The following is a 23,995-nucleotide window of genomic DNA, read 5'->3' as shown; positions in this document are numbered from 1 at the left end:
ACTAAAAGCGGACTAAATTTTAGGTCAATTCTATATCAAACTGGGTTAATTCTTTAAACGCTTGCAAACGATTTTTTATTTCTTCTTGCTCAATTTGCTCCATACGTTGAGTACCAAACTTTTCTACACAAAAAGAAGCTAAACAAGAACCGTAAATAATGGCGCTTTTCATGTTTTTGAACGAAATGTCTTCCGATTGGGTTAAATACCCACAAAAACCACCAGCAAAAGTATCACCCGCACCTGTTGGGTCAAAAACAGAAGCTAAAGGCAATGCGGGGGCATAAAACATTTTTTCTTCGTTAAACAATAACGCTCCGTGTTCACCTTTTTTTATAACCACATATTTGGGGCCCATTTCGTGAATTTTTTTAGCGGCATTAACCAAAGCATATTCACCACTTAATTGTCGCGCTTCTTCATCGTTAATAGTAATAACATCGACACGTTTTAAAACGTTATGTAAATCGTTTAAGGCACTATCCATCCAAAAATTCATAGTATCCAATACTACTAATTTTGGTCTTTGGTTCATTTGATCTAAAACAGATGCTTGAGTTAGTGGATGTAAATTACCCAACATTACAATTGACGCATCTTTAAAAGAATCAGGAACAACAGGTTCAAAATCGGCTAATACATTTAGTTCAGTTACCAATGTATCTCGGGTATTCATATCATTATGATATTTACCGCTCCAAAAAAATGTTTTTCCTTTTTTTACGACTTCTATACCGTCAGTATTAATTCCCTTAGTATTCATTAAATCTAAGTAATCTTGCGGAAAATCGCCACCAACAACAGAAACAATACCTGTTTCTATATTAAATTGGTTTGCCGCTAACCCAACAAAAGTTCCAGACCCTCCTAAAATTTTACCTGTTTTTCCAAAAGGAGTTTCAATAGAATCAAAGGCAACTGTACCAACAACTAAAAGTTTGTTCATTTTTTAATAATTATACCTAATTTTGCACAATATTTGTAGAACATGTGCTTTGAAAGTGCAAAAATAAGTTTAAAAAATGACTATCAAAGAAATACAGGAAGAAATTATAGATGAGTTTTCGATGTTTGACGACTGGATGGAACGCTATGAGTATATTATTGAATTAGGAAAATCGTTGCCATTGATTACTGAGCAATATAAAAAAGACGAAAATTTGATAAAAGGATGCCAGTCAAAAGTATGGTTACATTCTGATTTAAAAGGAGATACTATCGAGTTTACTGCCGATAGTGATGCTATTTTAACAAAAGGAATTGTAGCTTTGTTATTAAGGGTGTTTTCAAATCAAACGCCAAAAGCAATTATTGATGCGGATACCAATTTTATTGATAAAATAGGATTAAAAGAACATTTAAGCCCTACTCGAGCAAACGGATTGGTTTCTATGATAAAACAAATAAAAATGGATGCTATTGCTCAACAAACCAAATTAGCAAATTAAAAAAAATAGAAATGACGGAGAACGAAATAGAAGTATTGGGAGATAAAATTGTAGCGGTATTAAAAACGATATACGACCCAGAAATTCCTGTAGACATATATGAATTGGGGTTAATATATGATGTGTTTGTTTCTGACCAAAGCGAAGCAAAAATTTTAATGACACTTACTTCACCTAATTGCCCCGTTGCAGAAAGCTTGCCTGTAGAGGTAGAAGAAAAAGTAAAAACATTAAAAGAAATTAATACTTGTGAGGTAGAAATTACATTCGACCCTCCTTGGTCACAAGATATGATGAGTGAAGAGGCAAAGTTAGAGTTGGGTATGCTTTAGTTGTTTGTGTTGGGTGTAGTATAATTTTTAAGCTAAAAAGATGTCAGACGAAATAATTAATAGAGTAGCTAACAGTAAGTTAGTTACTATTGACCTTGAAGATTTTTATGCTGATGGCAATCGGGTGATTGTTGATATAAAAGATTGGCTTTATCAGGCATTAATTTTAAAAGAAAAAGATTTTAGAGAGCAGGTAAACAATCACGATTGGTCTCAATATCAAAACAGTTATGTTGCGCTAAGCTGTTCTTCAGAAGCGATTATTCCTTCTTGGGCATATTTACTAATAACCACCAAACTTGCTAATTATGCTAAAAAAGTGGTGGTAGGAGATTTAACTTTGTTAGAAACGGTAATTTATCAAGAAATTATTGAGCAGTTAGATATGACTAATTACAAAAACAAATCGGTAATTATAAAAGGTTGCTCTAACAAACCAATTCCGATATCGGCATCTGTAATGTTGACTAAAAAATTGTTGCCTGTTGCTAAAGCAATATTGTATGGTGAAGCCTGTTCTACGGTGCCTCTTTTTAAGAAAAAAGAAGGATAAAATTAGCCAATATTTTCATTTTTTATACCACTAGTTTATTCTGATTAAATAAATCATTTTAGAGATTCGTTATTTCTCATTTTGCACAACAAAAAAACTCATAACACATTTTAAATCAGCATATTAAATTAAAAATAAAGACTTTCTTTTTTAGAAAAAGAGGCGAGTTTTTTATTTTAATAAAAATTTGTTGTCTCATAAAAAAGTGTACATTTGCAAGTACACAAAACAAAATAAACAAAAGATACAAAAAATGAAAAAATTAATTTTAACGTTTGCTTTGCTTTTTACAATTGTTGTGTTAAAAGCGCAAACAGTAGAACAACTTAAAAAAGAATTAGACACAAAAAAAGGAGAAATTACTAAATTACAAGGAGAAGCGGATGCCTTACAATCTCAAATAGATAAATTTCCAGGATGGAAATTTGGAGCATTTGGTACTTTAGGAGCAAATATTTCTGGTTTTAACAACTGGTATTCTAAAGGAGCGCCTAATACCTCTGCAGGTAACATTGGTATTATTGGTAATGGTTTTGCTAACTTAGATAGAGAAAAATATTTTTGGAAAAATTCAGCAAATGTTAACTTATCTTGGGTAAAAAACGATAATACTGATATTAGTACAGATAGTGATAAATTTGACGGAACAAATGATGTTTTTACTTTAAGCTCTTTATACGGATATAAATTATCTGACAAATTAGCTGTTTCTGCTTTAGGAGAGTATAGAACAACGCTTATCGACAATTTTAACAATCCAGGATACTTAGACTTAGGTACTGGTATTACATGGACACCAATACAAAATTTAGTAGTAGTGGTACACCCATTAAACTACAACTTTGTTTTTGCTGATAATGGCGATGCTTTTCAATCTTCTTTAGGGGCTAAAATTTATGCTGACTATACAAGAAATATTGGAGCAGTTAACTTTAAAACGAACTTATCTGCATTTCAAAGTTATAAAACAGGAGATTTATCTAACTGGACTTGGATTAACTCATTTGGTTATTCTTTCTGGAAAGGTGTTGGTTTAGGGTTTGAATTTGGTTTAAGACAAAACAAGCAAGAAGCGTTAAACAATGCTATTGAAGCAAATAATGCTTTAGCAACTCCAGTGTCACCTGGGCCAACTTTTTCAACTGTTGATAATAAATTACAATCATATTGGTTATTTGGTCTTAACTATTCTTTATAAGGCTATAAATAATTTAATTTTTATAAAACCTCAAACGTTATTCGTTTGAGGTTTTATTTTTTCCGTATTTTCGTCAAAAAAACAAATAGAAATGACCCTTTTATTACTTTACGCAACTCTTTCTATCTTTTTTTCGTTTTTATGTTCAATTTTAGAGGCGGTATTGTTGAGTGTAACCCCTACATTTATCAATATAAAAAAAGCAGAAGGTAAAGTTTATGCAAATGATTTAGAAAACCTTAAAAAAGATGTTGATAAACCGTTAATAGCCATTTTAACCTTAAATACTATAGCTCATACTGTGGGAGCAATTCTAGTGGGGGTTCAAGCCGAAAAATTGCCGTATAAATTTGAGTTTTTAGGCGTTAATATTGTTGGTGTTGTTTCGGCTATTATGACTATTTTAATATTGGTGGTTTCAGAAATTATACCCAAAACTATTGGGGCAACCTATTGGAAAAAACTAGCAAATTTTACCACAAAAGCATTAAAAGTTTTAATTTTTCCGTTACAATGGACAGGTATTTTATGGCTTTTACAACTAACAACAAAACTTATTGGGGGTAAAGGAGCTCATGGTAAAAGCGTTTTAAGTAGAGAAGATTTTTCTGCAATGACCGATATTGCCCATAAAGAAGGCGTTTTTCAAGAATCGGAAAGTACGGTTATAAAAAACTTATTAAATTTTAAAGACATAGAAGTCAAAGATATAATGACGCCTCGTACGGTTTTAAAAACAGCTAATGAAACACAGACGATTCAAGAGTTTTTTGATGAAAACCCAACCATTCGTTTTTCAAGAATACCTCTTTTTACAGACAATCCAGATACGATTACAGGATATTTTTTAAAAGATAATTTGTTGGAGTCAATTATAAAAGGAGATGGAAAAAAGCCGCTTACAACGATTAAACGAGCCATATTAATAACACAACCTAATTTACCCATTCCTAACTTATTCGAAAACCTAATAGAGAAACGCGAGCATATTGCTCTTGTTGTTGATCAATATGGGTCTGTAAATGGATTGGTTTCTCAAGAAGATGTTATAGAAACACTATTGGGTTTAGAAATTATGGATGAAAGTGATAGTGTTGCTGATTTACAGCAATTAGCTCGTAAATCTTGGGAACGACGCGCAAAAGAAATGGGTATTATTAAACAAGACCCAAAAGAATAATACGGAGTTTTTGGCTCGTATTATCGTCTTTTTTGAAAACTTTAGTATTTTCTACATATCCCAAAATTTACCAATATTAAACAATAAAGGTTTACATCGCTTTCAGATAAGTTAATTTGTGTTTTACAAAGCCTGTTTAAACAAAAAAAACCGCTGAAAATCAATGATTAACAACGGTTTTGTACTGAAGGCGGGACTTGAACCCGCACGAGCATTACGGCTCATTGGATTTTAAGTCCAACGTGTCTACCAATTCCACCACTTCAGCATAGTGTTTTTAGTATAGTAGTAGAGCGAAAGACGGGATTTGAACCCGCGACCCTCACCTTGGCAAGGTGATGCTCTACCCCTGAGCTACTTTCGCGTAGTTTTTTTTAAGAACTTTTGCTCAAAAAAATTACCGTTTATAAGTAAAAACTTGCTTTGAGCGGTGCAAATATATAAAGATTTAAATATTCTACAATAGTTTTTTTTAAATTTTATGTTTAATGCTTCTGTTGTGCTTAATTACAGGGTATATTATCATCTAAATAAACAAGGAATGTATAGAAGATATCGTTTTGCGAAGTTTGTTTTTAAAAACAAAAAACCATTGAAAATCGGATGATTAACAATGGTTTTGTACTGAAGGCGGGACTTGAACCCGCACGAGCATTACGGCTCATTGGATTTTAAGTCCAACGTGTCTACCAATTCCACCACTTCAGCAACGTGTTTTTGGTTATAATATAGTATTTAAACACTTCTAAAACGAATTTTCATTCGGTTTAATAAATAAAACATTACGGGTACAATTACTAGGGTTAAAAAGGTAGCAAATGTTAAACCATAAATAATGGTCCATGACATGGGCTCCCAAAAAACAGTATTATCGCCACCAAAATAAATTTTTGGATCAAATTGGGTAAATAAGCTAAAGAAATCGATGTTAAAACCTATAGCAAGCGGAATTAACCCAAAAACAGTTGTAATTGCTGTTAATAGCACAGGGCGTAGACGCGATTTACCGCCATCTACAATTGCTTGCATATAATCTTCTCTACTAAGCAGGTCTTGTTCGCTTAAACCTAATTCTTCTTTTTTTCGGTCTATTAGTAATTGGGTATAGTCAATAAGTACAATTGCGTTGTTTACTACAATTCCTGCCAGCGAAATAATACCCATCATAGTCATCATTACCACAAAATCATCACCAAAAATTACCATTCCAAATAAAACGCCAATAAAACTTAATAAAATGGCAACGAGTATAATTAGAGGCTTAGGAATAGAGTTAAATTGAGCTACAATAATTAATAAAATTAAAGCCATTGCAATAACTAATGCTTTTGATAAAAAAGCCATTTGTTTTGCTTGTTCTTCTTGTTCGCCAGTAAATTTAAAACTAACGTCTTTAGGCATTTTATAGCTTTTCATTGTTTTTTGAATTTTATTGACAATTTCGGTGCCATTGTACCCTTGTAATACATTAGAATATATTGTTATTACTCGTTTTAAGTTTTTTCTTTTTATAGCACTAAACGAAGCTTTATTTTTTTTAGAAACTACGGCAGAAATAGGTACGGTTACGAGTTTTCCTTGGTTATTTCTAAATGTAATTTTTTGATTAAATAAATCATTTTCGTTATATCGGTATGCGTTATCAAAACGCACATAAATGTCATAATCATCACCATCTTTTTTGTAGGTAGAAGCATCGATACCATAAATTGCTTGTCGTAATGCACTTCCTACCATTTGGGTACTTACCCCTAGCTCTCCAGCTTTTTTTCTATCTACATAAACTTCTAATTCTGGACGATTTTGATTGATATCAATTTTTAACCCTTCTATTCCAGGAATATTTTTAGCATTAATAAACGCTTTTATTTTTTCAGCTTGATTTAAAATTTCTTTATAATCGTCACCTTTTAATTCAATATTAATTGCATAACCTGCAGGAGGACCATTTTGATCTTTATCAACAATAACACTTACTCCAGGGTATCCTTGCACTTTTTTACGTAAATGCGAAAGCACCATATTACTACTAACTTTGTTTCCGTTAGCATCTACACGATATTTAAACTCTCTAAATAATACGGTAACTTTTCCTTTATGAGGCATTTCGTTTTGGCTACCGCCATCGGTTTGTGGGTTTCCAGCGCCTTCACCAACTTGTGAAACAATACTTTCTGCCATATAGTTATATGGCTTGCCATCTTTTTTATAAGTGTATTGAGAAAGCTCTTCAATAACTTTTTGTTCTATCTTTTTAGTAATATCATTGGTTTTTTCTATGTCGGTACCTTCAGGATATTCGATATATACAATAGCCTGGTTAGGTTCGTTATCAGGAAAAAACAAAACATTGGGCTTAGAAAAAGCAAATACAATAATTGATAAGATTAATAAAGCAAAAGTGCCAAAAACAAACTTATAAGCATTACTGCCTTTTAAAGCATAAATTAAAAATTGCTTGTATTTATTTTCTAAAGCGGGCAGCCATTTATTTTGAAAAGTATCGGATGCAGGAACTAAAAAATATTTTTGAATCCATAATAAAACAGCAAATAAAATAAATAAATTACCAAAACCAAATAGCGTTTTTGGATTGCCAACAAATCCAATAAATGAAAATAATGTTCCGATTGCTAATACACCTAAGCCTTGTTTTAGAAGAAGGGTTTTAGAGCGATTTTTCCATCCTATAAAAGACATAATTAAACCCGCTAATAAAACAATTAAGCCTAATATTTTAAAAATAATATGAGTTTTAAAAACACCAGATATTAACAGTAAAACACCTAATAAAGCAAGAGCAACACTAATTTTTATTAATGCTTTTCTGCTAATTTTATTTTCCTCTGTTTTCATAAAAACAGAGGTAAGCATTGAATTGATAATAAGAGCAATAAATAGCGAAGAGCCTAAAACAGTTGCTAGTGTTAGCGGAAAATAAATCATAAATTTACCCATCATTCCTGGCCAAAAACCAAGAGGTAAAAAGGCAGCTAAAGTGGTTGCTGTAGAGGCAATAATAGGCCATGCAATTTCGCCAACCCCTTGTTTTGCAGCTTCGATTCTAGATACTCCTTGATCCATTAAACGATATACGTTTTCGACGACAACTATTCCGTTGTCGACCAGCATTCCTAACCCCATAACGGTAGCAAATAATACCATTGTATTTAGGGTGATGTTCATGCCCAACAAATTACCAAAAAAGGGTAATATTAAAAAAGACATCATAATGGATAAAGGAATAGCAACCCCAACAAAAAGGGCGTTTCTAAATCCTAAGAAAAACATTAATACCGAAACAACGAGTAGTACCCCAAAAATAATACTGTTTTCTAATTCGGCAACTTGGGCTTCTGTTCGTACAGATTGATCACTAGTTATAGAGATATTTAATGAAGATGGTAAGTAGCTTTGTTGTGCTTTTTTAATTACTTCTCTAGTTTTATTTAAAGCACTAATCATGTTTTTACCTCCTTTTTTTAAGAGGTTAATCATTACTACAGGCTTTCCATATTCTCGAGCGTATGTAGTTTTGTCTTTTTCTCTGAATTTTACTTTAGCAACATCACGTAATAAAACCACGCCATTTTCTTTTTTAACAACAATGGTTTCTAGGTCTTTTGGATCGTTAATTTCACCGATAACTCTTACGTTTCTACGCATTCCGTTTTGAACAATATTACCTCCTGAAATAGTTAGGTTTTCGCTTTTTATAGCATTAATAATATTGCCAATACTCATATTAGCAGCAGCAAGTTTATATAAATCTACCGCCACTTCAACTTCTTTATCTTGAACGCCTAAAATTTTTGCTTCTTTAATTTCAGGGAGTTCTTCTATGTCGTCTTGTAAATCTTCGGCAAAACTTTTGAGCTGTTGTGAGGTAAAGTTTCCTGTTAAATTAATATTGGCTATGGGTTGTAGCTCAGAAATATTTAATTCGAAGGCATTGGGTTCTACAGAAGAACCATTATCTAAAGTGGGCCAATCGGGTTGAGCTTTTACTTCATCAACCTTGTCTTTTACTTTAATTTTTGCTTCTTCGGGTAATACATCATCTTCAAATTCTACTTGAATAGAAGAATATCCTTGTACGGTTGTCGAGGTAATTTTACTAACACCTGAAATATCATCGAATGATTCTTCTAGTGGTTTGGTTACTAATTTTTCAACATCTTCAGCAGAGTTGCCAGGGTAAAAAGTACTTACATAAATTTTGGAGTCTATAATTTCTGGAAAAGATTCTCTAGGTAAATTAATATATGACATTAATCCGCCAATAATAATAATCGCCATTATAACGAAAACGGTTTGTTTGTTTTCGATAGACCATGACGAAATGCCAAAATATTTTATTTTCTTATTTTCCATTTATTTGCTAATTTTTACTGTTAATCCGTCTCGTAAGGTAATTGCGCCATCTTTTACAATGGTTGTATTTGGCAGTAATCCGCTAACTACTTCAATATTGTTTTTATAGCTTAAGCCTGTTTGTATTAAGGTTTTGACTACAGTAGCTTCGTTTTCTTTTGTAGGATTAACAACATAAACAAATTTTTCTCCCTGTGCGTTTTCTTGAATAATATCGCTTGGAATTAATAGTGCATTTTCTTTATGATAATCTAAAATCTCTAGATTGGCAATTAAGTTTGGTTTTATAGTTTGGTCTTTATTAGGTACTGAAATTTCAATGCTAAAGGTTCTATTGTTGGGGTTTATAATATTTGATACTTGTCTAATTTTTCCTTTAATATTTTTACCTATTGAGGGGAGCGCTATTTTTACAGAGGCCCCTTTTTTGATACTGGGTAAATAGTTTTCAGGCACATCGGCTTTTACATACATGTTGCTTAGGTTTACAATACGAAATAATTGATTTTGTCCAGGAGCAACAATTTGTCCTTGCTCAGAAATTACATCGTCGATTATACCTGAAAAAGGTGCTGTTACTTCAGTTTTGTCTAGTTGTTTTTTTAATTGATTAACAGCATTGCTTTGTGCTTCGTAATTTGTTTTTGCTTGTAAAAATTGTATTTCAGAGCCAATTTTTTGATCCCATAATCTTTTTTGGCGCTCGTAAGTAGTTTTTGCTAAATTGGCTTGTACTTCTACTTGTGCCAATTGGTTGGCTAAGCCGCCATCGTCTATTTTTGCTAGTATTTGTCCTTTTTTTACATGTTGCCCCTCTTTTACATAAACTTTTGATAATAAGCCAGAAAACTCTGGGAAGATGACAATATTTTCTTTGGTAGCAACATCGCCTTGTAAATCAACAAAATGTTCAAAATTGGTTTGTTGGGTTTTTAAAACGGTAACAAGAGGTAATTTTTTATCTGGATTTAAATCGTTTAAGGCCGTTTCTATTTTACCTAAAATGGCAGCAACGCTATCATACGATTTTAAAACGGTTTCTCTTTTGGCTTTTATACCATTGATGTCTTTATTATTAATTAGGGTGTCTAAAGAATCATTAGTTGTTGATTGTTTTTTTTGACACGAAAAAAAGACAAAGGCTGCAATTAAAAAGATATATATGTTTTTCATAATTGGTGTTATTGTATTGGAATGTTTAGGGCGGTTTCTAGTTTGGCTTTATTTGCAATTACATTAAGGATTGCGTTAATATAGTTGTTTTGTTGTGTATATAGTTGATTTTGAGCTTGTGATAATTCGAAACTTGAAGAAACACCTTCAAAAAATTTTATTTGTTGTTTTTTTTCTATTCGTTCAGCAAGGTTTAGGTTTTTTTCGGCTGTTTGGTAATTTTCTATACTTAATTGATAATTGCTTCTAGCTGTTTGGGCGGCTAAATTTAAGCGTTCTACAGTTTCTTCTAATCTAACGTTTGCCGATTCTAATGCAATTTTAGCTTGTGCTGTTCGAGCGCTTCTACCCAAACTACTAAAAATGGGAACTTGTAAACTAACACCTAAAATAGATGATTGAAACCAATCTTGTTTATGATTAAAAAAATAAAATGAATTAGCATTGGCAGCAGTACCATAATTTAAAAAAGCACTTAATCTTGGTAGAGCTTTGCTTTTTTCTACTAACATTAATAATCGTTTACTTTCTAGGTCATTTTCGGCAATTTTAAAATCGATATGATTTTCTATTTTAAAAGGTTTTGTTAATAAACTTAAATTGGTATACTCATTTTTTAAACCATCTAATGTGTCGGTTAAATGTAATTTTGTGTTTATGGGGTTACCTAATGCTAAGTTTAGCATTTGATAAGCAATGTCTTTTAACCTAATGGTGTTTCTTAGTGCATTTTCAATGGTGCCTAATGTTACTTTTAATTGCTCTACATCTTCTTCTTCATTTAATCCATTTTCATAGATTTTTTCGGTGTCATTTAAATTTTTTTCTAAAACTTTTTTGTTGTTTTCTAATATTTCTACCGATTTTTCGCTTACCAATACATTGCCATAGGCATTTATGATTGCTTCTCGAGTAGCAATCTCGGTTTTTTCTTTTGATTGCTCAGAGATTTTTAAATAGGTTTTAGCTGCTTGTAAACCAACCAAATAAGACCCATCAAATAATAATTGACTTAAGGTAGCAGAAGCATTTATTGTTTGTTTTGTACCAAAAGTTACAGGTGTAAATGTACCAGGCTCACCTCCGGTAATTTCTGCGGGGAGTAATGAAACGGGTTGTTTTAGGCTATTGTTATAATCTATACTTCCATTAATTTGTGGTAGTCCAGTAGCTGTAGTTTCCCATTTTCGTTTTTTTGCAGCTTTAATGTCGTTTAATGCTACTTTATTGTTGTAGTTGTTTTTTATGGCATAATTAATTGCTTCTTGCATAGACAAACTCATTTCTTTTTGTTGTTGTGCCTTAACAAGTGTAACACTTAATAAAATACAAGTAATATATATTGCTTTTTTCACACGGATAAATTTAAATTTTATATCTCATACTTCTTAAAGTACTTTTTAGCACCTTAAATCTTTACAGAAGTAATGGGTTTTTCATTTTTATTTTTTAATTGATTTTTTAATTCGAGTATTCCTTTTTCCGAACAAATACCACGTAAATGATATTCTAAGTATAAGTCCATTAAAGTATTTATAGAAAATTGTTCAGGAGGAAATAAAGAACAATCTTTGATGCCTATCATTCCATTAAAATAAATATTTGTAATAAAATCGACATTAATATTATCTCTATAAAGCCCTAAATGAACGCCCCTGTGTAAATTTTTTTTTACACAGTTTTGCATATAATTAAATTGTTTGTTTTTAATGGTTTCGTATATTTTCGGATAATATTTTTGTAATTGATATTGCGACGAAGATTTTTCGTCATTTAAACACATTGATACATGTCGTTTTATGTCAAATATCTCTTTAATTGGGTTTTCTTGAGCTGTTAAAATGGTATTAATACCTTCTGTTATATTACAAAATACCCAGTCGGTTACTTGTAATATCAAGTCAGATTTATTTTTAAAAAGAGAGTATATCGTTTTTTTTGAAGCGCCTACCTCATTCGCAATATCATCCATTGTAACACTTTTAAAACCTAAGTTTAAAAATAATTCAGCCGATTTTTCTAAAATTTTATCTCTCATAATATTTCGCGCAAAGATAAGAACGGAAACTAAAAAAACAAATAAAGTTTCCATGGTTTTTGCGTTTTTAAAAAAGTTATTAAATAATCTGTTATAAAATAATGGCATTTATATCTTTGCTTAAAAATAAATACATTGGATATTCTACATTACCAGAAAACATTTTTAGATTATTTAAAACAGCAAAACTTTGTAAAAGAGCCTGTTAATCTATACGAGCCAATAGATTATATTTTACAGTTAGGCGGAAAAAGAATTCGACCCGTTTTAACCTTAATGGCATCTGATATTTTTTCTGATAGTTACCAAAAGGCTTTGCCCGCAGCATTAGCTATAGAGGTTTTTCATAATTTTACATTAGTACATGATGATATTATGGATGATGCGCCTTTGCGTAGAGGAAATAAAACAGTGCACGAAAAATGGAATATAAATACAGGAATACTTTCTGGAGATGCCATGTTAATTTTAGCGTATCAATATTTTGAAAATTATGAGCCTAAAATATTTCAAAAATTAGCACAATTATTTAGCAAAACAGCTTTAGAGGTGTGTGATGGACAACAATTAGATGTTGATTTTGAAACTAGAAATAATGTTACGCTTGCTGAGTATATAAAAATGATTTCATTAAAAACATCCGTTTTAATAGCGGCAGCGTTAAAAATGGGAGCCATTGTAGCAGAAGCAAGTGATCAACAGGCGTCTTATTTATATGATTACGGATTAAATTTAGGTATTGCTTTTCAGCTTCAAGATGATTATTTAGACACATTTGGAAACCCTGAAACTTTTGGTAAACAAGTGGGGGGCGATATTATTGAAAACAAAAAAACCTATTTGTTTTTAAAAGCTTTAGAGGTTGCTAACACAGAAGATACCGAAAAACTACAATTTTTATACTCTAATAAAGCTACCGAAAATGCAACTAAAATACGTGAAGTTACAACTATTTTTGAGCGATATAATATTCAAAAGCATGTTGAAGACCAAATAAAGTTTTATACCGATAAAGCATTTGATAATCTAACCGTTTTGTCTATATCAGAAGAAAATAAAGAAAAATTAAAACAATTTGGTTTGGGCTTAATGCATAGAAAAATTTAGAATTAGAAAATTTTCGCGCTTTTCTATTGATTATATAAAAAAAATAGTATTAAATTTGCAGTCGCAATAGCGGGTCCTATAGCTCAGTTGGTTAGAGCACCTGACTCATAATCAGGGGGTCCATGGTTCGAGCCCATGTGGGACCACTTTAAATAAAGTATAAAGCGTTGTAAATCAGTAAGATTTACAACGCTTTTTTTATATAAGCTCAAACATATGCTAAAACTTTTCTGAATTAATTGCATCTTAATTTTCTGTTCTATTGATGATTTTTGTTTAGAATTTGTCCCTTTTTGGTAAAAAAGCATTGGGTCATAGTTTGTTTACAGATTTGATAAAATAAGAATTTAACAGAAGTAAGCAGAGCAATTAAGACACAATTATTATTGTATATCCAGACGAAGAGTCTCTAAAATCATGAAAGAGAACAATTGGATTAGTAAGCACAAGAAGAAATTTAAGGTTACTACAAACTCGAACCATAAATATCCTATTTACAGGAATTTATTGGATAGAGACTTTAACCCTAGTAGATTAAATCAAATTTGGGTATCTGATATCTCTTATATCAAAGCTCAAAAAGGTTGGTTGTATTTAACCATAATTATTGATTTATATGACAGACAGGTAATAGGTTGGTCATTAAGTACAAGTTTACATGCAAACCAAACTATTATCACTATTTTGAAAATGGCAATATCAAAAAGAAAAATAACACAACCTTTACTTTTTCATTCTGACAGAGGCATACAATATGCTTCAAAAGAATTTAGAAAACTGTTAAAGTCTCATACTTTAATTACTCAAAGTATGAGTAGAAAAGCTAATTGTTGGGATAATGCGGTGGCAGAGTCATTCTTTAAAACATTAAGGATAGAACTCGTTTATGACAATTTATTTAAAACTGTTGAACAGGCTAAAACCAGTATTTTGAGTATATAAAATATGGTACATATAGAAAACGATTACCTTCTTCTTTGAAATATAAAAACGCCCTATGAAGTAGAACAAGAATTTTATCAAATTAAAAACGTGGCATAGGTCTTAGAAAAATTGTCTAACTTTTTGTTGCAAGTCCATTTTTTTGCTAATAACAAAAAATGTACAGATATGGAAGTTTGGTTTAATGATTTTGGGAATTCTGATGTTGAGAAAGCCAAAACTAAAATTTAAATAAGACTTTTTTGTCCTTAAAAGAAAAATCTTCTTATATTTGCACTAAAAATAGAAATCATGTTTTCAAAGGCTTGTGAATACGGTATTAGAGCCTCCATTTTTATAGCATTGTCTTCTTTCGAAGGTATGCGTGTAAGCACTAAAGAAATTGCTGCGAAAATTGACTCACCTACGGCCTTTACAGCTAAAATTTTGCAGTCTCTTGTGAAGCATAATGTTATAAACTCTGTAAAAGGTGTTTCTGGTGGGTTTGAGATTGATAAGAATAGAATTAAGGATGTTAAACTGTCTGATATCGTTGATGCTATTGATGGAGATAGCATTTACAAAGGTTGTGGCCTGGGGTTTAATGCCTGCGATGAGTACCGCCCCTGCCCAATGCATGATAGATTTAAGGTAGTAAGAGAAGAACTTAAAACAATGCTGGAATGTACAAATCTTGAAACCTTGGCCTTAGACATTAAGGAGGGAGACACATTTTTAAAGCGGTAAAAAAAATTATTTATAAAAAAGACAAATTTATCCTATTTAAAATTTAATTAAACAAATTATCCATGAAAAGAGAGAGGAAATTATGGCTGCTCTTCACAGTTGTTATTATTAGTTCGTTTAGCGTACTAGGTTATTATGGTTTCGAAATTTACCAGCAATCCCCGCCAATTCCAAAAGCCATAGTGAGTTCGAATGGCGATGTTATTTTTACAGAAGCAGATATAAAAGATGGTCAAAATATTTGGCAAAGTATAGGAGGACAGGAAATAGGCTCTATTTGGGGCCATGGTTCTTATGTGGCGCCAGATTGGACTGCCGATTGGTTGCATAAGGAAGCCGTTTATATTTTAAATATTTATGCCCAAAATGATTATGGTAAAAATTACGATGCAATTACAGAAGAACAGCAGGCATCTTTAAAGGTAAGGCTGCAAAACGATTTAAGGCCAAACACTTACAATGAGACAACCCAAATCATAACTATTTCAGAGAATAGAGTTGGGGCTATTAAGTATTTAAGCAACTATTATAGAGGGTTGTTTACCAATAGTCCAAAATTCGATAAGCTTAGGGCAGATTATGCGATTCCTAAAAACACCATTAAAGATGAGGCTAAAATGCATAAAATGAACGCCTTTTTCTTTTGGGCTACTTGGGCAACGGTAACCGAACGCCCCAAAAGTAACGTGAGTTATACCCATAACTGGCCTGCCGACGATTTAGTAGGCAACGTCCCCACAATGGATTTAATGGTTTGGTCTGGGATAAGCATCATTTTACTTATTTTATGTATTGGAGTTTTGGTATTTTACCATGTAAAATCTGGTGAAGACGACTCTCTTCCACCACCAGCTCAAGATCCCTTGTTAAAACAAGGCGTAACCCCAAGTATGCGCCTTGTGAAAAAATACTTTTGGATTGTAACTTTATTAATGGTTTTACAAATGCTTTTAGGTATTGTAACAGCGCATTATGGGGTAGAGGGCAATGGGTTTTATGGTTTTCCATTAGATCAAATATTACCATATTCTGTTAGTCGAACTTGGCATACCCAACTTGCTATTTTTTGGATAGCTACGGCTTGGTTAGCAACAGGACTTTATATAGCTCCAGCCGTTTCAGGAAAAGACCCTAAGTTTCAGAAATTTGGGGTAAACTTTTTGTTTATAGCACTTTTGATTATTGTGTTGGGATCAATGACTGGACAATGGTTTGGGGTAATGCAAAAATTAAATCTTGTTAATAATTTTTGGTTTGGGCACCAAGGGTACGAATATGTAGATCTTGGAAGATTTTGGCAGATTTTCTTATTGGTTGGCTTGTTTTTATGGTTGGCTTTAATGGTTAGACCGCTTCTACCTGTGTTAAAGCGTAAAACTGAGGAGAAAAACCTCATCATCATGTTTTTAATATCATGTAGTGCTATTGCTCTTTTTTATGCCTCTGGGTTAATGTGGGGCAGGCACACAAATTTAGCTATAGCAGAGTATTGGAGATGGTGGGTGGTACATTTATGGGTAGAAGGCTTCTTTGAAGTGTTTGCAACCGTAGTGATAGCCTTTTTGTTTGTGCGTTTGGGGTTGTTAAAAACAAAAACAGCGACTTTAAATGTGCTATTGGCTACTATTATTTTTATGTCTGGTGGTATTTTAGGAACGTTCCATCACTTATATTTTACAGGAACACCAAAGGCTGTAATGGCCTTAGGAGCTACTTTTAGTGCTCTAGAAATAGTACCGTTAACCTTGATAGGCTACGAAGCATACCATAATTACAAGCTATCTAAGGCTACAAAATGGTTAGAAGATTATAAATGGCCAATTTTCTTTATGATAGCAGTTGCTTTTTGGAATTTTTTAGGAGCAGGAATCTTTGGCTTTGTTATTAATCCACCAATAGCTTTATATTATGTTCAAGGCTTAAATACCACGCCATTGCATGGCCATACAGCATTATTTGGGGTATATGGTATGCTGGGTATAGGGTTGATGCTATTTGTTTTAAGAAGCATGTACCGAAATGTACAGTGGAACGATAAACTTTTAAAAATTTCATTTTGGTCGTTAAATTTAGGATTGTTGGGGATGGCTTTGTTAAGCTTATTGCCTATGGGGGTATGGCAGGCCATAGAAAGCATAGAGCATGGTATGTGGTATGCAAGATCATCAGAATTATTGCAGGATCCAACCATGATAACCCTTAAATGGCTAAGAACCATAGGAGATATCATTTTTGCAGTAGGCGTTGTGACCACCTGTTGGTTTGTATTCGATTTAACTTTAAAAAATAAAATAACAACAAATAAATAACAGATATTATGGATACAATAGCACAAAAACAAGTAGGTGCCTTCGTTGCTGAAGATTTTAGAACAGCAGCAGTTTTTACCCAATACGGCATCGATTTTTGTTGTAGAGGAAATAGAACGTTGGAGGAGGTCTGCGAAAAAAATGGCATAGAAACCAGTGAGCTGGTAGATAGTTTAGAGCGTGTTTTAGGCACCCAGTCTAACCAATCCATCGATTATAGATCTTGGCCCTTAGATTTACTTATAGACTATATAGAGAAGAAACATCATCGTTATGTTGAGGAGAAAACTCCAGTGATCAAACAATTTCTAGACAAATTATGTAAGGTCCATGGGGAAAGGCACCCCGAACTTTTTGAAGTGAATGAATTATTTACGGCATCGGCAGGAGAACTTGCCCAACACATGAAAAAAGAAGAGTTGGTTTTGTTCCCTTTCATAAAACAATTAGTGAAAGCAGAATTAACCAATACAGTAGTGGAAGCTCCAGGTTTTGGAACTGTTAAAAACCCTATAGCCATGATGATGCAGGAACACGACAACGAAGGGGTAAGATTTAGAAAGATAGCTGAAATAACAGCTAATTATACACCGCCAGCAGATGCTTGCAATACCTATAGGGTAACATTCGCAATGCTAGAGGAGTTTGAACAAGATTTGCATTTGCATATTCATTTGGAAAACAATATTCTTTTTCCAGCTGCAGAAAAATTGGAAAGTAAGTTTTGTTAAGAGTTGACCTTTAGTTACATATGTTATAATCCCATGGTGTTTATAAAAAAACACTATGGGATTTCTTATTTTCATTGAATTATATGAGAAGCATACCCAAAGAATATATTATTGTTTCCCTAACAAATTTTTTGATAGCGGCCATAATGGGGTTAACATTGCGTTTTTCTTTTGTGGGCCCTATAGGTTTAAATTATAGATTCTTAACCCACGCACATTCTCATATAGCTATGTTGGGATGGGTGTATTTAATGATATACGCCCTTATGGTACATTATTTTGTGCCCCAAAAAAAACCCATATACAGGCGTTTATTTTGGATGACCGAAATAGCCGTGATAGGTATGGCGTTAAGTTTTCCTTTTCAGGGGTATGCAATATTTTCAATCATCTTTTCAACGTTGCATATTTTCTGTTCGTATTATTTTGTGTACTTAATATGGAAAAACCACAGGATTCCTTTGTTAACAACTAGGTACTTACTAAAAGCCGCTTTGGTGTTTATGCTCTTCTCTACAGTAGGTGTTTGGTGTTTGGGGCCAGCGGTTGGGTTATTAGGCCAAGCATCTGCTTTCTACCAAATCGCAATTCAGTTTTTTCTTCATTTTCAGTTCAATGGATGGTTTTTAATGGCTGTTCTAGCAATATTTTTTTATGTTCTAAAAATCGAAAATTCTAAATTATTCCAGCGGTTTTACAAAGTTCTGGTAGTCTCAACGTTATTAACTTTTGCCTTACCAGTACAGTGGTTTTTGCCATATTCGGTTTTGGTTTATATAAATGTTTTGGGCATTATTTTTCAATTGATAGCATTATATATGTTTTTTAAACTGATAGGTGACAAGCTTAAAATCCAATTAAGAATACAACCTAAACTGGTAGGTTACATATACCATTTTAGTATTTCTTGTTTTGTCTTAAAAATTCTCTTGCAAACGTTTACCATAGTTCCCAAATTTTCTGAAGTGGTTTTCTTAAATAGAAATTTTGTTATCGGGTTTATTCATTTAGTTATGTTGGGCTTTATCACGGGTTTTCTGTTTGCGTTTTTAATGAGCAACAAAAAGACAAACGATTGGTTGTTGCGTTTCGGGATTTACAGTTTTCTTTCTGGTTTTATTTTAACAGAAATAATACTTCTGATTCAAGGATGTAGGTTTTACTTAGGACATGGTTTAATTACAAACTATTACCTATGGCTGTTTATTTTTAGTGTCTTATTGCCTTTAGGGGTTTTATCTATTTTGATTCATTTTTTGAAATCGAAATAGCGATGCTTTTTCTGTCAAACAACTTTTGATTATAAGCTGTTCAGTGTGAATATTGTTATGGCTGTTGAAATAATAGATGTGTTCATTTTGTTGGGGAATGTATTAAATTTGTGTTTGTAGACATTGTATGTAGAGTTTGTAATGGAAATATAAAGAAAAACGGATATTCATCAACAGGAAAACAGCATGGTCGCTGTACTAATTGTGGGAAATCTTCCCAAAAAATATATTTATAAAGCCTACTTACCTACGACAAATAATTTCGCCAGAAGTCTCAAAAAAAATGCGAGATATATTGAGAAACGTTTAAAGCAGAATGAAAAAACAGGGGTTAAATACAAGAAGAAAAGAATACAACTAGAACAAAAGCTAAAAAACAACGGTTAAAAAACGAATTTTGATTTACCAAAAAGAAAGCCGAAAAACGCTCTAAAAACAATAATGAACCTATACATCATAATTCTTTCTATCTGCATATTTAGGATATGCTCAAAAATATGTTGAAGGCACATTAGTATATGCTAACGGAACAGAAAAGGTAGCTCTAATTCATAAAAAGATAGAAGACTCAAGTGCTAAAATAAAAAATGAACAAGGTAAAACCACTAAAATTCCTAGTTCCCATTTAAAAAGAATCATTATTCCCACAGAAGATGAAAGCGGAGAAGTTTGGTATGAATATTTACGCACTATAAATCATAAAGGTAAAGTAAGTAAAAAACCTTTATGGCTTAACAAGATTGTAGATGGAGAAATGTCTCCCTATATTGAAAGCTTTGTATTTATTGGAAATCCTGCGGATAGTGGTAGTAGTTATTATTTTAAACACACCAATGAGAAAGAGGCTTTTTTATTAAGCCCATTACGTTTAAAAAACAACTAGGAGAATACTTTAAAGACAATCCTAAATTAGTAAAAAATACATCAAGAGAAGTTTACGACCCAAGAGAAATAGTGATACTATATAATCAGGAACTATAAGAGTTAATCTTAGTGTGGAAATTGTAATATTAATTGATGCTCAAACCTTTATACATCTTTATGAGCATATATTACTATTTGTAAAGAAAAACAAAATACTGAAACACGCTTTATTAGTGTATAGTACTCCACAATACTGTAACAAAAAACAAAACATGTGGGACCACTTTAAAAATCAAGCACTTACATATTATTTGTAGGTGCTTTTTTATTTTGGGTCAACCATAGGTCAACCATTTTTATAATTTATGATTAATTTGTATTATTCCTAAAAGTTGTTGTTAGGCAAAAATTTGAGTTAATCTATACAGGAAAAACTCTACATTTCTTATACCTCTAAATTGTGTTCTAAAAGCTTTTATCTTGGCGTTGAAAGATTCTGCTGCTGCATTTGTAAGAAACTAAATCTGGAAAATAATCCACTAAGTGTTTAGATACATAACCAATATAAAATTCCTTAAAAAATTCTATAGCCTGATAAATGAAACAGCACTTGAGTAGTCATCAATTCAGATAGACTCATTTTTGATACTCGAATGCGTTTTTTACCGTTAGATAACAGACTTTTTTGCCAAAAAGAGACAAATTCTAAACAAAAATCATTAATAGAACAGAAAATTTGTGTAATTTTAGAGGAAGAAAGTATAAGCAAAATAATTAGTTAAACAATTAAAAATAAGCACTTTAATTTTCTAAATATTTTGCTTTTTTCCTATGTAAAATCCATATCTCTTACGTCGAACTCACGTTAAATAATAATTAGTTTTTCATAATTACGACGAATAATTAGTTTTACTCATTCCGCCGTAAGTGAAGATTATCAATTTAAAAGAAGAAGGTGCGAAACTTAACCTATTCACTATAGAGGCATCGCTAAACACTTTGCACAAAAATAGGGAAGCCCACACCAGTATTGATGTGAGCGTTTCGCTATTACTTTTTGTGCTTGAAATTGGCGATTTCCTATACTAAAGCAACAAGCTAAACGCTTCTTTTATTTTCTTATGTCTGCGACAAATATTATGAAATAGTATTGACCCAGTTGTAATAAAAACAATTATATTTGAAAACGTAATGTCAAGAATTTAAAATTCTAATAATGGAATTGAGCACTATAATTAAAAATGCAAGAAAATCTAAGGGTTTATTGATGCGTGAATTAGCTACAAAAATTGAAATTGATATTACTCAGTAAGTAAGTTTAAAAAAGGAGATAGAAACCCTGCTATACCTTAAACATTGAAGTTAGCTAAAGTTTTAGATGTTAAACAACTATTAACACTATGGTTAAGAAATAGAATTGTGAATGAAGCTGAAGGAGAAGAGGTAGGTTTAAAAACCCTTAAGATGGCTGAAAAGAAAATCATAAACTTTAACCAAAACTAAATTCTTATGAAGGCAAACAAACAGATAGGAGGAATTATAATAAATTCAGCCTCAATCGAAATTTTAAGAAAAATCCCTTTTACAGAAAGGATTTTAGAACCAGTAGCTAATATTATTGAGGGTGATGGATATAATCAATATTGGGTTAATATATTTACAAATATCCCTACTCCTAATTCGTTGATAAAAATACAACCAGATAGTTCAATATTATTGCCTTATAGACCCCCTGAACCTGAAAATGACATAGCTTCAGAAGAAAAAACCAAAAAAAAAGAAATTGAAATAGTAGACTCTGTGTATCTAAAATATAATGGATTAATCGGAATTCCTACTTGGATCAATTCGAACAGAGGTAACCAAAGGGTTTATTGCAGAGATTTTGAAGTTCTTTTTAAAGCTGAAAACAATATTGAGGATTTTAATCTAGTCAGAATCTCATTTGATTACTCACTAAAAAATCCTGATTATAATGTTGAAGCTGAAGCAATTTTGGTAAGAAATGAAAATATAGATCCTAGAACATCAAGAGGAACGGTTACGACTGTCAGGAAAGAAAAATAATGAAATGTTTTTTTGTAATATTAGTTTCACTATCACTTTGTGCACAAAACAATATTAATGATAAGAAGCTGAAACATTCAATTGAACAGATATGCCAAGGTAAGTACCCTAATTTTCATAAGACACATTCATTTTATTTTAAGAAAGTAACAGATTCAGCTTATCTATATTGCAGTGAAGCTTCTTTATCTGATAATTCAAAAGATATAAATGATTATATAGATTTCATTTACGGAGTAACTGCTTATAAAAAAGGATTTTATTCCATTGCCAAAAAGAAGTTTAATAAAATAAGCACTGATTTTCCATATATGCATTTAGTATATTATAATCTTGGTGGTATTGCTTTAGAAACAAATAACTTTAATGAAGCTTTGTACTTTTATGATAAGGCAACTGAATCTCAAAAAATAAAAAGCAACACAAAACTTAAAATAATTTATCATAATAGAGGAGTGATTTATTTACATTTAGAACAATTCGACAAGGCTGAAGAATTTTTAAAAAAAGAGAAAGAAATCAACATACAAGAAAAAGATACAATAGGTATTATATACTCTAAACTTGATATTGGAAACATATATTACGAGCAATATAAAGATGATATTGCTATTAGTTATTTTAAGGATGCATATAATTTAGCTCAATTAATTTCTGACTTTAATGTTAAACAAACTACTTCAGAAAATTTGGCCATTGTTGAAAAAAATAGAAGAAATTTTGAGAGTAGTATGGCTTATTTTGAGGAGAGTATGATGTGGAAAGACTCTATTTGGAACAGAGACAAAGTTTCTCTTTTAGTTGAAAGAGATAAACAAAACATAATTACATTAAAGCAAAAAGAAGTTGAGCTAGAAAAACTTAAAACAGAAACTCAAAGAGAACAGCGAAATTGGTTTATAATTGGAACAGCAATTTTTCTATTGCTATCTGGAGTTTTATTTTTTGTTTACAGAATTTCTATAAAACAGAAAAAACAACTCATTAAGCTTAACCACCTAAAAGATTTTTTGTTTTCAGTAGTTTCTCATGATTTAAGGTCTCCACTAAATCTTTTAGAAGTTAAAAACAAAGAAATAATAGATGATTTGGAAAACAATAACTTGGAGTCAGCAATTTTGCGTTCAAAAGAAAATAAGAAGATTTCTGAGAATACAATTCATCTATTAAATAATGTACTTAATTGGACATTACAAGAAAATAATCAACTTCAATTTTACCCTGAAAGTCACACTTTAAAAATTTTAATAAGCAGCTGGCTTATAGATTTTAAATCTCGTAGTCAAAACAAAAAAATTATAATAAATAATTCGGTTAATGAGAATTGTTTTGTCCTTATAGATAAAGAGTTAATAAAAATTGCTTTCAGAAATCTAATAGATAACGCCATAAAATATATTCCTAATCAAGGGGTAATTGATATTAATAGTAAAGAATACGATTCATATTGTGAAATTATTATAAGTGATAATGGACCAGGTATTTCTGAAAATATTCTGAAAGAATTAAAAGAAAATGAAGATTTATCTATAGAAAAGGTTAATCGTTCCAAAGGAATTGGACTAGGGCTTATACTATGCAAAAAACTTGTTAAACTAAATAAGGGTTCAATAACTTTTATGAACAAACCCAATAATTCAGGGTTAAAAACAATTATTAAATTACCAATTGCTAAAGTTTAG

At 31.6% G+C, this 23,995-nt stretch carries 19 protein-coding genes, 4 tRNA genes and 2 pseudogenes; 16 read left to right on the top strand and 9 right to left on the bottom strand.

What is annotated here, in order from left to right; genetic code table 11:
• Nucleotides 1-19: 19 nt before the first annotated feature.
• Nucleotides 20-946: a PfkB family carbohydrate kinase gene (locus AB2B44_RS04010; protein WP_369048257.1), complete on the bottom strand. Its 927-nt coding sequence runs from the start codon at nt 944-946 to the stop codon at nt 20-22.
• 76 nt (nt 947-1,022) lie between these two features.
• Between AB2B44_RS04010 and AB2B44_RS04005 the strand changes: the two genes are divergently transcribed.
• The 5 genes from AB2B44_RS04005 to AB2B44_RS03985 all read left to right on the top strand — a co-directional run bounded on the left by AB2B44_RS04005 (nt 1,023) and on the right by AB2B44_RS03985 (nt 4,711).
• A complete protein-coding gene (locus AB2B44_RS04005) occupies nt 1,023-1,448 on the top strand; it encodes a SufE family protein (RefSeq protein ID WP_369048256.1) in 426 nt (141 codons plus the stop codon).
• A gap of 11 nt (nt 1,449-1,459) precedes the next feature.
• On the top strand, nt 1,460-1,780 hold the full coding sequence (locus AB2B44_RS04000) for an SUF system Fe-S cluster assembly protein (protein ID WP_369048255.1): 321 nt from the start codon (nt 1,460-1,462) through the stop codon (nt 1,778-1,780).
• A 40-nt stretch (nt 1,781-1,820) separates the two neighbouring features.
• A complete protein-coding gene (locus AB2B44_RS03995) occupies nt 1,821-2,333 on the top strand; it encodes a DUF2480 family protein (RefSeq protein ID WP_369048254.1) in 513 nt (170 codons plus the stop codon).
• A 253-nt stretch (nt 2,334-2,586) separates the two neighbouring features.
• On the top strand, nt 2,587-3,531 hold the full coding sequence (locus tag AB2B44_RS03990; protein WP_369048253.1) for a DUF3078 domain-containing protein: 945 nt from the start codon (nt 2,587-2,589) through the stop codon (nt 3,529-3,531).
• Between the two features lie 91 nt (nt 3,532-3,622).
• The gene (locus tag AB2B44_RS03985) at nt 3,623-4,711 is read left to right on the top strand and encodes a CNNM domain-containing protein (RefSeq protein ID WP_369048252.1); all 1,089 of its coding nucleotides are present in this window, start codon (nt 3,623-3,625) and stop codon (nt 4,709-4,711) included.
• Between the two features lie 182 nt (nt 4,712-4,893).
• Here the strand turns inward: AB2B44_RS03985 and AB2B44_RS03980 are convergent.
• From AB2B44_RS03980 to AB2B44_RS03950, 7 genes are all read right to left on the bottom strand, one after another.
• Nucleotides 4,894-4,979, bottom strand: a tRNA-Leu gene (locus tag AB2B44_RS03980).
• A gap of 24 nt (nt 4,980-5,003) precedes the next feature.
• Nucleotides 5,004-5,075: transfer RNA gene (locus tag AB2B44_RS03975), tRNA-Gly, on the bottom strand.
• 258 nt (nt 5,076-5,333) lie between these two features.
• Nucleotides 5,334-5,419, bottom strand: a tRNA-Leu gene (locus tag AB2B44_RS03970).
• Nucleotides 5,420-5,446: 27 nt separating this feature from the next.
• On the bottom strand, nt 5,447-9,085 hold the full coding sequence (locus AB2B44_RS03965; RefSeq protein ID WP_369048251.1) for an efflux RND transporter permease subunit: 3,639 nt from the start codon (nt 9,083-9,085) through the stop codon (nt 5,447-5,449).
• On the bottom strand, nt 9,086-10,258 hold the full coding sequence (locus AB2B44_RS03960; RefSeq protein ID WP_369048249.1) for an efflux RND transporter periplasmic adaptor subunit: 1,173 nt from the start codon (nt 10,256-10,258) through the stop codon (nt 9,086-9,088).
• Between the two features lie 8 nt (nt 10,259-10,266).
• Complete coding sequence (locus tag AB2B44_RS03955) at nt 10,267-11,613, bottom strand: TolC family protein (RefSeq protein ID WP_369048248.1); 1,347 nt, start codon at nt 11,611-11,613, stop codon at nt 10,267-10,269.
• 53 nt (nt 11,614-11,666) lie between these two features.
• Entirely contained in the window at nt 11,667-12,296 is a 630-nt protein-coding gene (locus AB2B44_RS03950) for a TetR/AcrR family transcriptional regulator (protein WP_369048524.1), read from the bottom strand.
• 135 nt (nt 12,297-12,431) lie between these two features.
• Between AB2B44_RS03950 and AB2B44_RS03945 the strand changes: the two genes are divergently transcribed.
• From AB2B44_RS03945 to AB2B44_RS03910, 8 genes and pseudogenes are all read left to right on the top strand, one after another.
• Nucleotides 12,432-13,403 (top strand): polyprenyl synthetase family protein, encoded by a 972-nt coding sequence (locus tag AB2B44_RS03945; protein ID WP_369048247.1) that lies wholly within the window; start codon nt 12,432-12,434, stop codon nt 13,401-13,403.
• 72 nt (nt 13,404-13,475) lie between these two features.
• A tRNA-Ile gene (locus tag AB2B44_RS03940) sits at nt 13,476-13,549 on the top strand.
• Nucleotides 13,550-13,781: 232 nt separating this feature from the next.
• Nucleotides 13,782-14,345, top strand: a pseudogene (locus AB2B44_RS03935) (IS3 family transposase); the annotation flags it as partial.
• Nucleotides 14,346-14,636: 291 nt separating this feature from the next.
• Nucleotides 14,637-15,071: an Rrf2 family transcriptional regulator gene (locus AB2B44_RS03930; protein ID WP_369048246.1), complete on the top strand. Its 435-nt coding sequence runs from the start codon at nt 14,637-14,639 to the stop codon at nt 15,069-15,071.
• 62 nt (nt 15,072-15,133) lie between these two features.
• Entirely contained in the window at nt 15,134-17,380 is a 2,247-nt protein-coding gene (locus AB2B44_RS03925) for a nitric-oxide reductase large subunit (protein WP_369048245.1), read from the top strand.
• Between the two features lie 8 nt (nt 17,381-17,388).
• The gene (ric, locus tag AB2B44_RS03920; protein ID WP_369048244.1) at nt 17,389-18,111 is read left to right on the top strand and encodes an iron-sulfur cluster repair di-iron protein; all 723 of its coding nucleotides are present in this window, start codon (nt 17,389-17,391) and stop codon (nt 18,109-18,111) included.
• A gap of 83 nt (nt 18,112-18,194) precedes the next feature.
• A complete protein-coding gene (locus AB2B44_RS03915) occupies nt 18,195-19,382 on the top strand; it encodes a hypothetical protein (protein ID WP_369048243.1) in 1,188 nt (395 codons plus the stop codon).
• A gap of 754 nt (nt 19,383-20,136) precedes the next feature.
• Nucleotides 20,137-20,265 (top strand): hypothetical protein, encoded by a 129-nt coding sequence (locus AB2B44_RS03910; RefSeq protein ID WP_369048242.1) that lies wholly within the window; start codon nt 20,137-20,139, stop codon nt 20,263-20,265.
• A gap of 379 nt (nt 20,266-20,644) precedes the next feature.
• Here AB2B44_RS03910 and AB2B44_RS03905 read toward each other — a convergent pair.
• Nucleotides 20,645-20,749: pseudogene (locus tag AB2B44_RS03905) on the bottom strand (transposase); the annotation flags it as partial.
• Between the two features lie 853 nt (nt 20,750-21,602).
• Between AB2B44_RS03905 and AB2B44_RS03900 the strand changes: the two are divergent.
• The 3 genes from AB2B44_RS03900 to AB2B44_RS03890 are packed head-to-tail and all read left to right on the top strand — an operon-like array spanning nt 21,603 to nt 23,995.
• Nucleotides 21,603-21,749 (top strand): hypothetical protein, encoded by a 147-nt coding sequence (locus tag AB2B44_RS03900; protein ID WP_369048241.1) that lies wholly within the window; start codon nt 21,603-21,605, stop codon nt 21,747-21,749.
• A gap of 6 nt (nt 21,750-21,755) precedes the next feature.
• On the top strand, nt 21,756-22,313 hold the full coding sequence (locus AB2B44_RS03895; protein ID WP_369048240.1) for a hypothetical protein: 558 nt from the start codon (nt 21,756-21,758) through the stop codon (nt 22,311-22,313).
• Nucleotides 22,313-23,995 (top strand): ATP-binding protein, encoded by a 1,683-nt coding sequence (locus AB2B44_RS03890; protein WP_369048239.1) that lies wholly within the window; start codon nt 22,313-22,315, stop codon nt 23,993-23,995. The genes AB2B44_RS03895 and AB2B44_RS03890 overlap by 1 nt, the downstream gene beginning before the upstream one ends.

It is taken from the genome of Tenacibaculum sp. UWU-22 (assembly GCF_041021355.1).
In the GTDB taxonomy this organism is placed as follows: Bacteria; Bacteroidota; Bacteroidia; order Flavobacteriales; family Flavobacteriaceae; genus Polaribacter.
This window is presented reverse-complemented; position numbering and strand designations above follow the sequence as displayed.

What these genes read in the sequence shown, in the direction of transcription:
- AB2B44_RS03985 (WP_369048252.1), top strand. Translation starts at nt 3,623, where the DNA reads ATGACCCTTTTATTACTTTACGCAACTCTTTCTATCTTTTTTTCGTTT.
- AB2B44_RS03910 (WP_369048242.1), top strand. Translation starts at nt 20,137, where the DNA reads ATGTCTCCCTATATTGAAAGCTTTGTATTTATTGGAAATCCTGCGGAT.
- AB2B44_RS04000 (WP_369048255.1), top strand. Translation starts at nt 1,460, where the DNA reads ATGACGGAGAACGAAATAGAAGTATTGGGAGATAAAATTGTAGCGGTA.
- AB2B44_RS03915 (WP_369048243.1), top strand. Translation starts at nt 18,195, where the DNA reads ATGAGAAGCATACCCAAAGAATATATTATTGTTTCCCTAACAAATTTT.
- AB2B44_RS04010 (WP_369048257.1), bottom strand. Translation starts at nt 946, where the DNA reads ATGAACAAACTTTTAGTTGTTGGTACAGTTGCCTTTGATTCTATTGAA.
- AB2B44_RS04005 (WP_369048256.1), top strand. Translation starts at nt 1,023, where the DNA reads ATGACTATCAAAGAAATACAGGAAGAAATTATAGATGAGTTTTCGATG.
- AB2B44_RS03890 (WP_369048239.1), top strand. Translation starts at nt 22,313, where the DNA reads ATGAAATGTTTTTTTGTAATATTAGTTTCACTATCACTTTGTGCACAA.
- AB2B44_RS03965 (WP_369048251.1), bottom strand. Translation starts at nt 9,085, where the DNA reads ATGGAAAATAAGAAAATAAAATATTTTGGCATTTCGTCATGGTCTATC.
- AB2B44_RS03995 (WP_369048254.1), top strand. Translation starts at nt 1,821, where the DNA reads ATGTCAGACGAAATAATTAATAGAGTAGCTAACAGTAAGTTAGTTACT.
- AB2B44_RS03925 (WP_369048245.1), top strand. Translation starts at nt 15,134, where the DNA reads ATGAAAAGAGAGAGGAAATTATGGCTGCTCTTCACAGTTGTTATTATT.
- AB2B44_RS03990 (WP_369048253.1), top strand. Translation starts at nt 2,587, where the DNA reads ATGAAAAAATTAATTTTAACGTTTGCTTTGCTTTTTACAATTGTTGTG.
- AB2B44_RS03930 (WP_369048246.1), top strand. Translation starts at nt 14,637, where the DNA reads ATGTTTTCAAAGGCTTGTGAATACGGTATTAGAGCCTCCATTTTTATA.
- AB2B44_RS03895 (WP_369048240.1), top strand. Translation starts at nt 21,756, where the DNA reads ATGAAGGCAAACAAACAGATAGGAGGAATTATAATAAATTCAGCCTCA.
- ric (WP_369048244.1), top strand. Translation starts at nt 17,389, where the DNA reads ATGGATACAATAGCACAAAAACAAGTAGGTGCCTTCGTTGCTGAAGAT.
- AB2B44_RS03960 (WP_369048249.1), bottom strand. Translation starts at nt 10,258, where the DNA reads ATGAAAAACATATATATCTTTTTAATTGCAGCCTTTGTCTTTTTTTCG.
- AB2B44_RS03950 (WP_369048524.1), bottom strand. Translation starts at nt 12,296, where the DNA reads ATGAGAGATAAAATTTTAGAAAAATCGGCTGAATTATTTTTAAACTTA.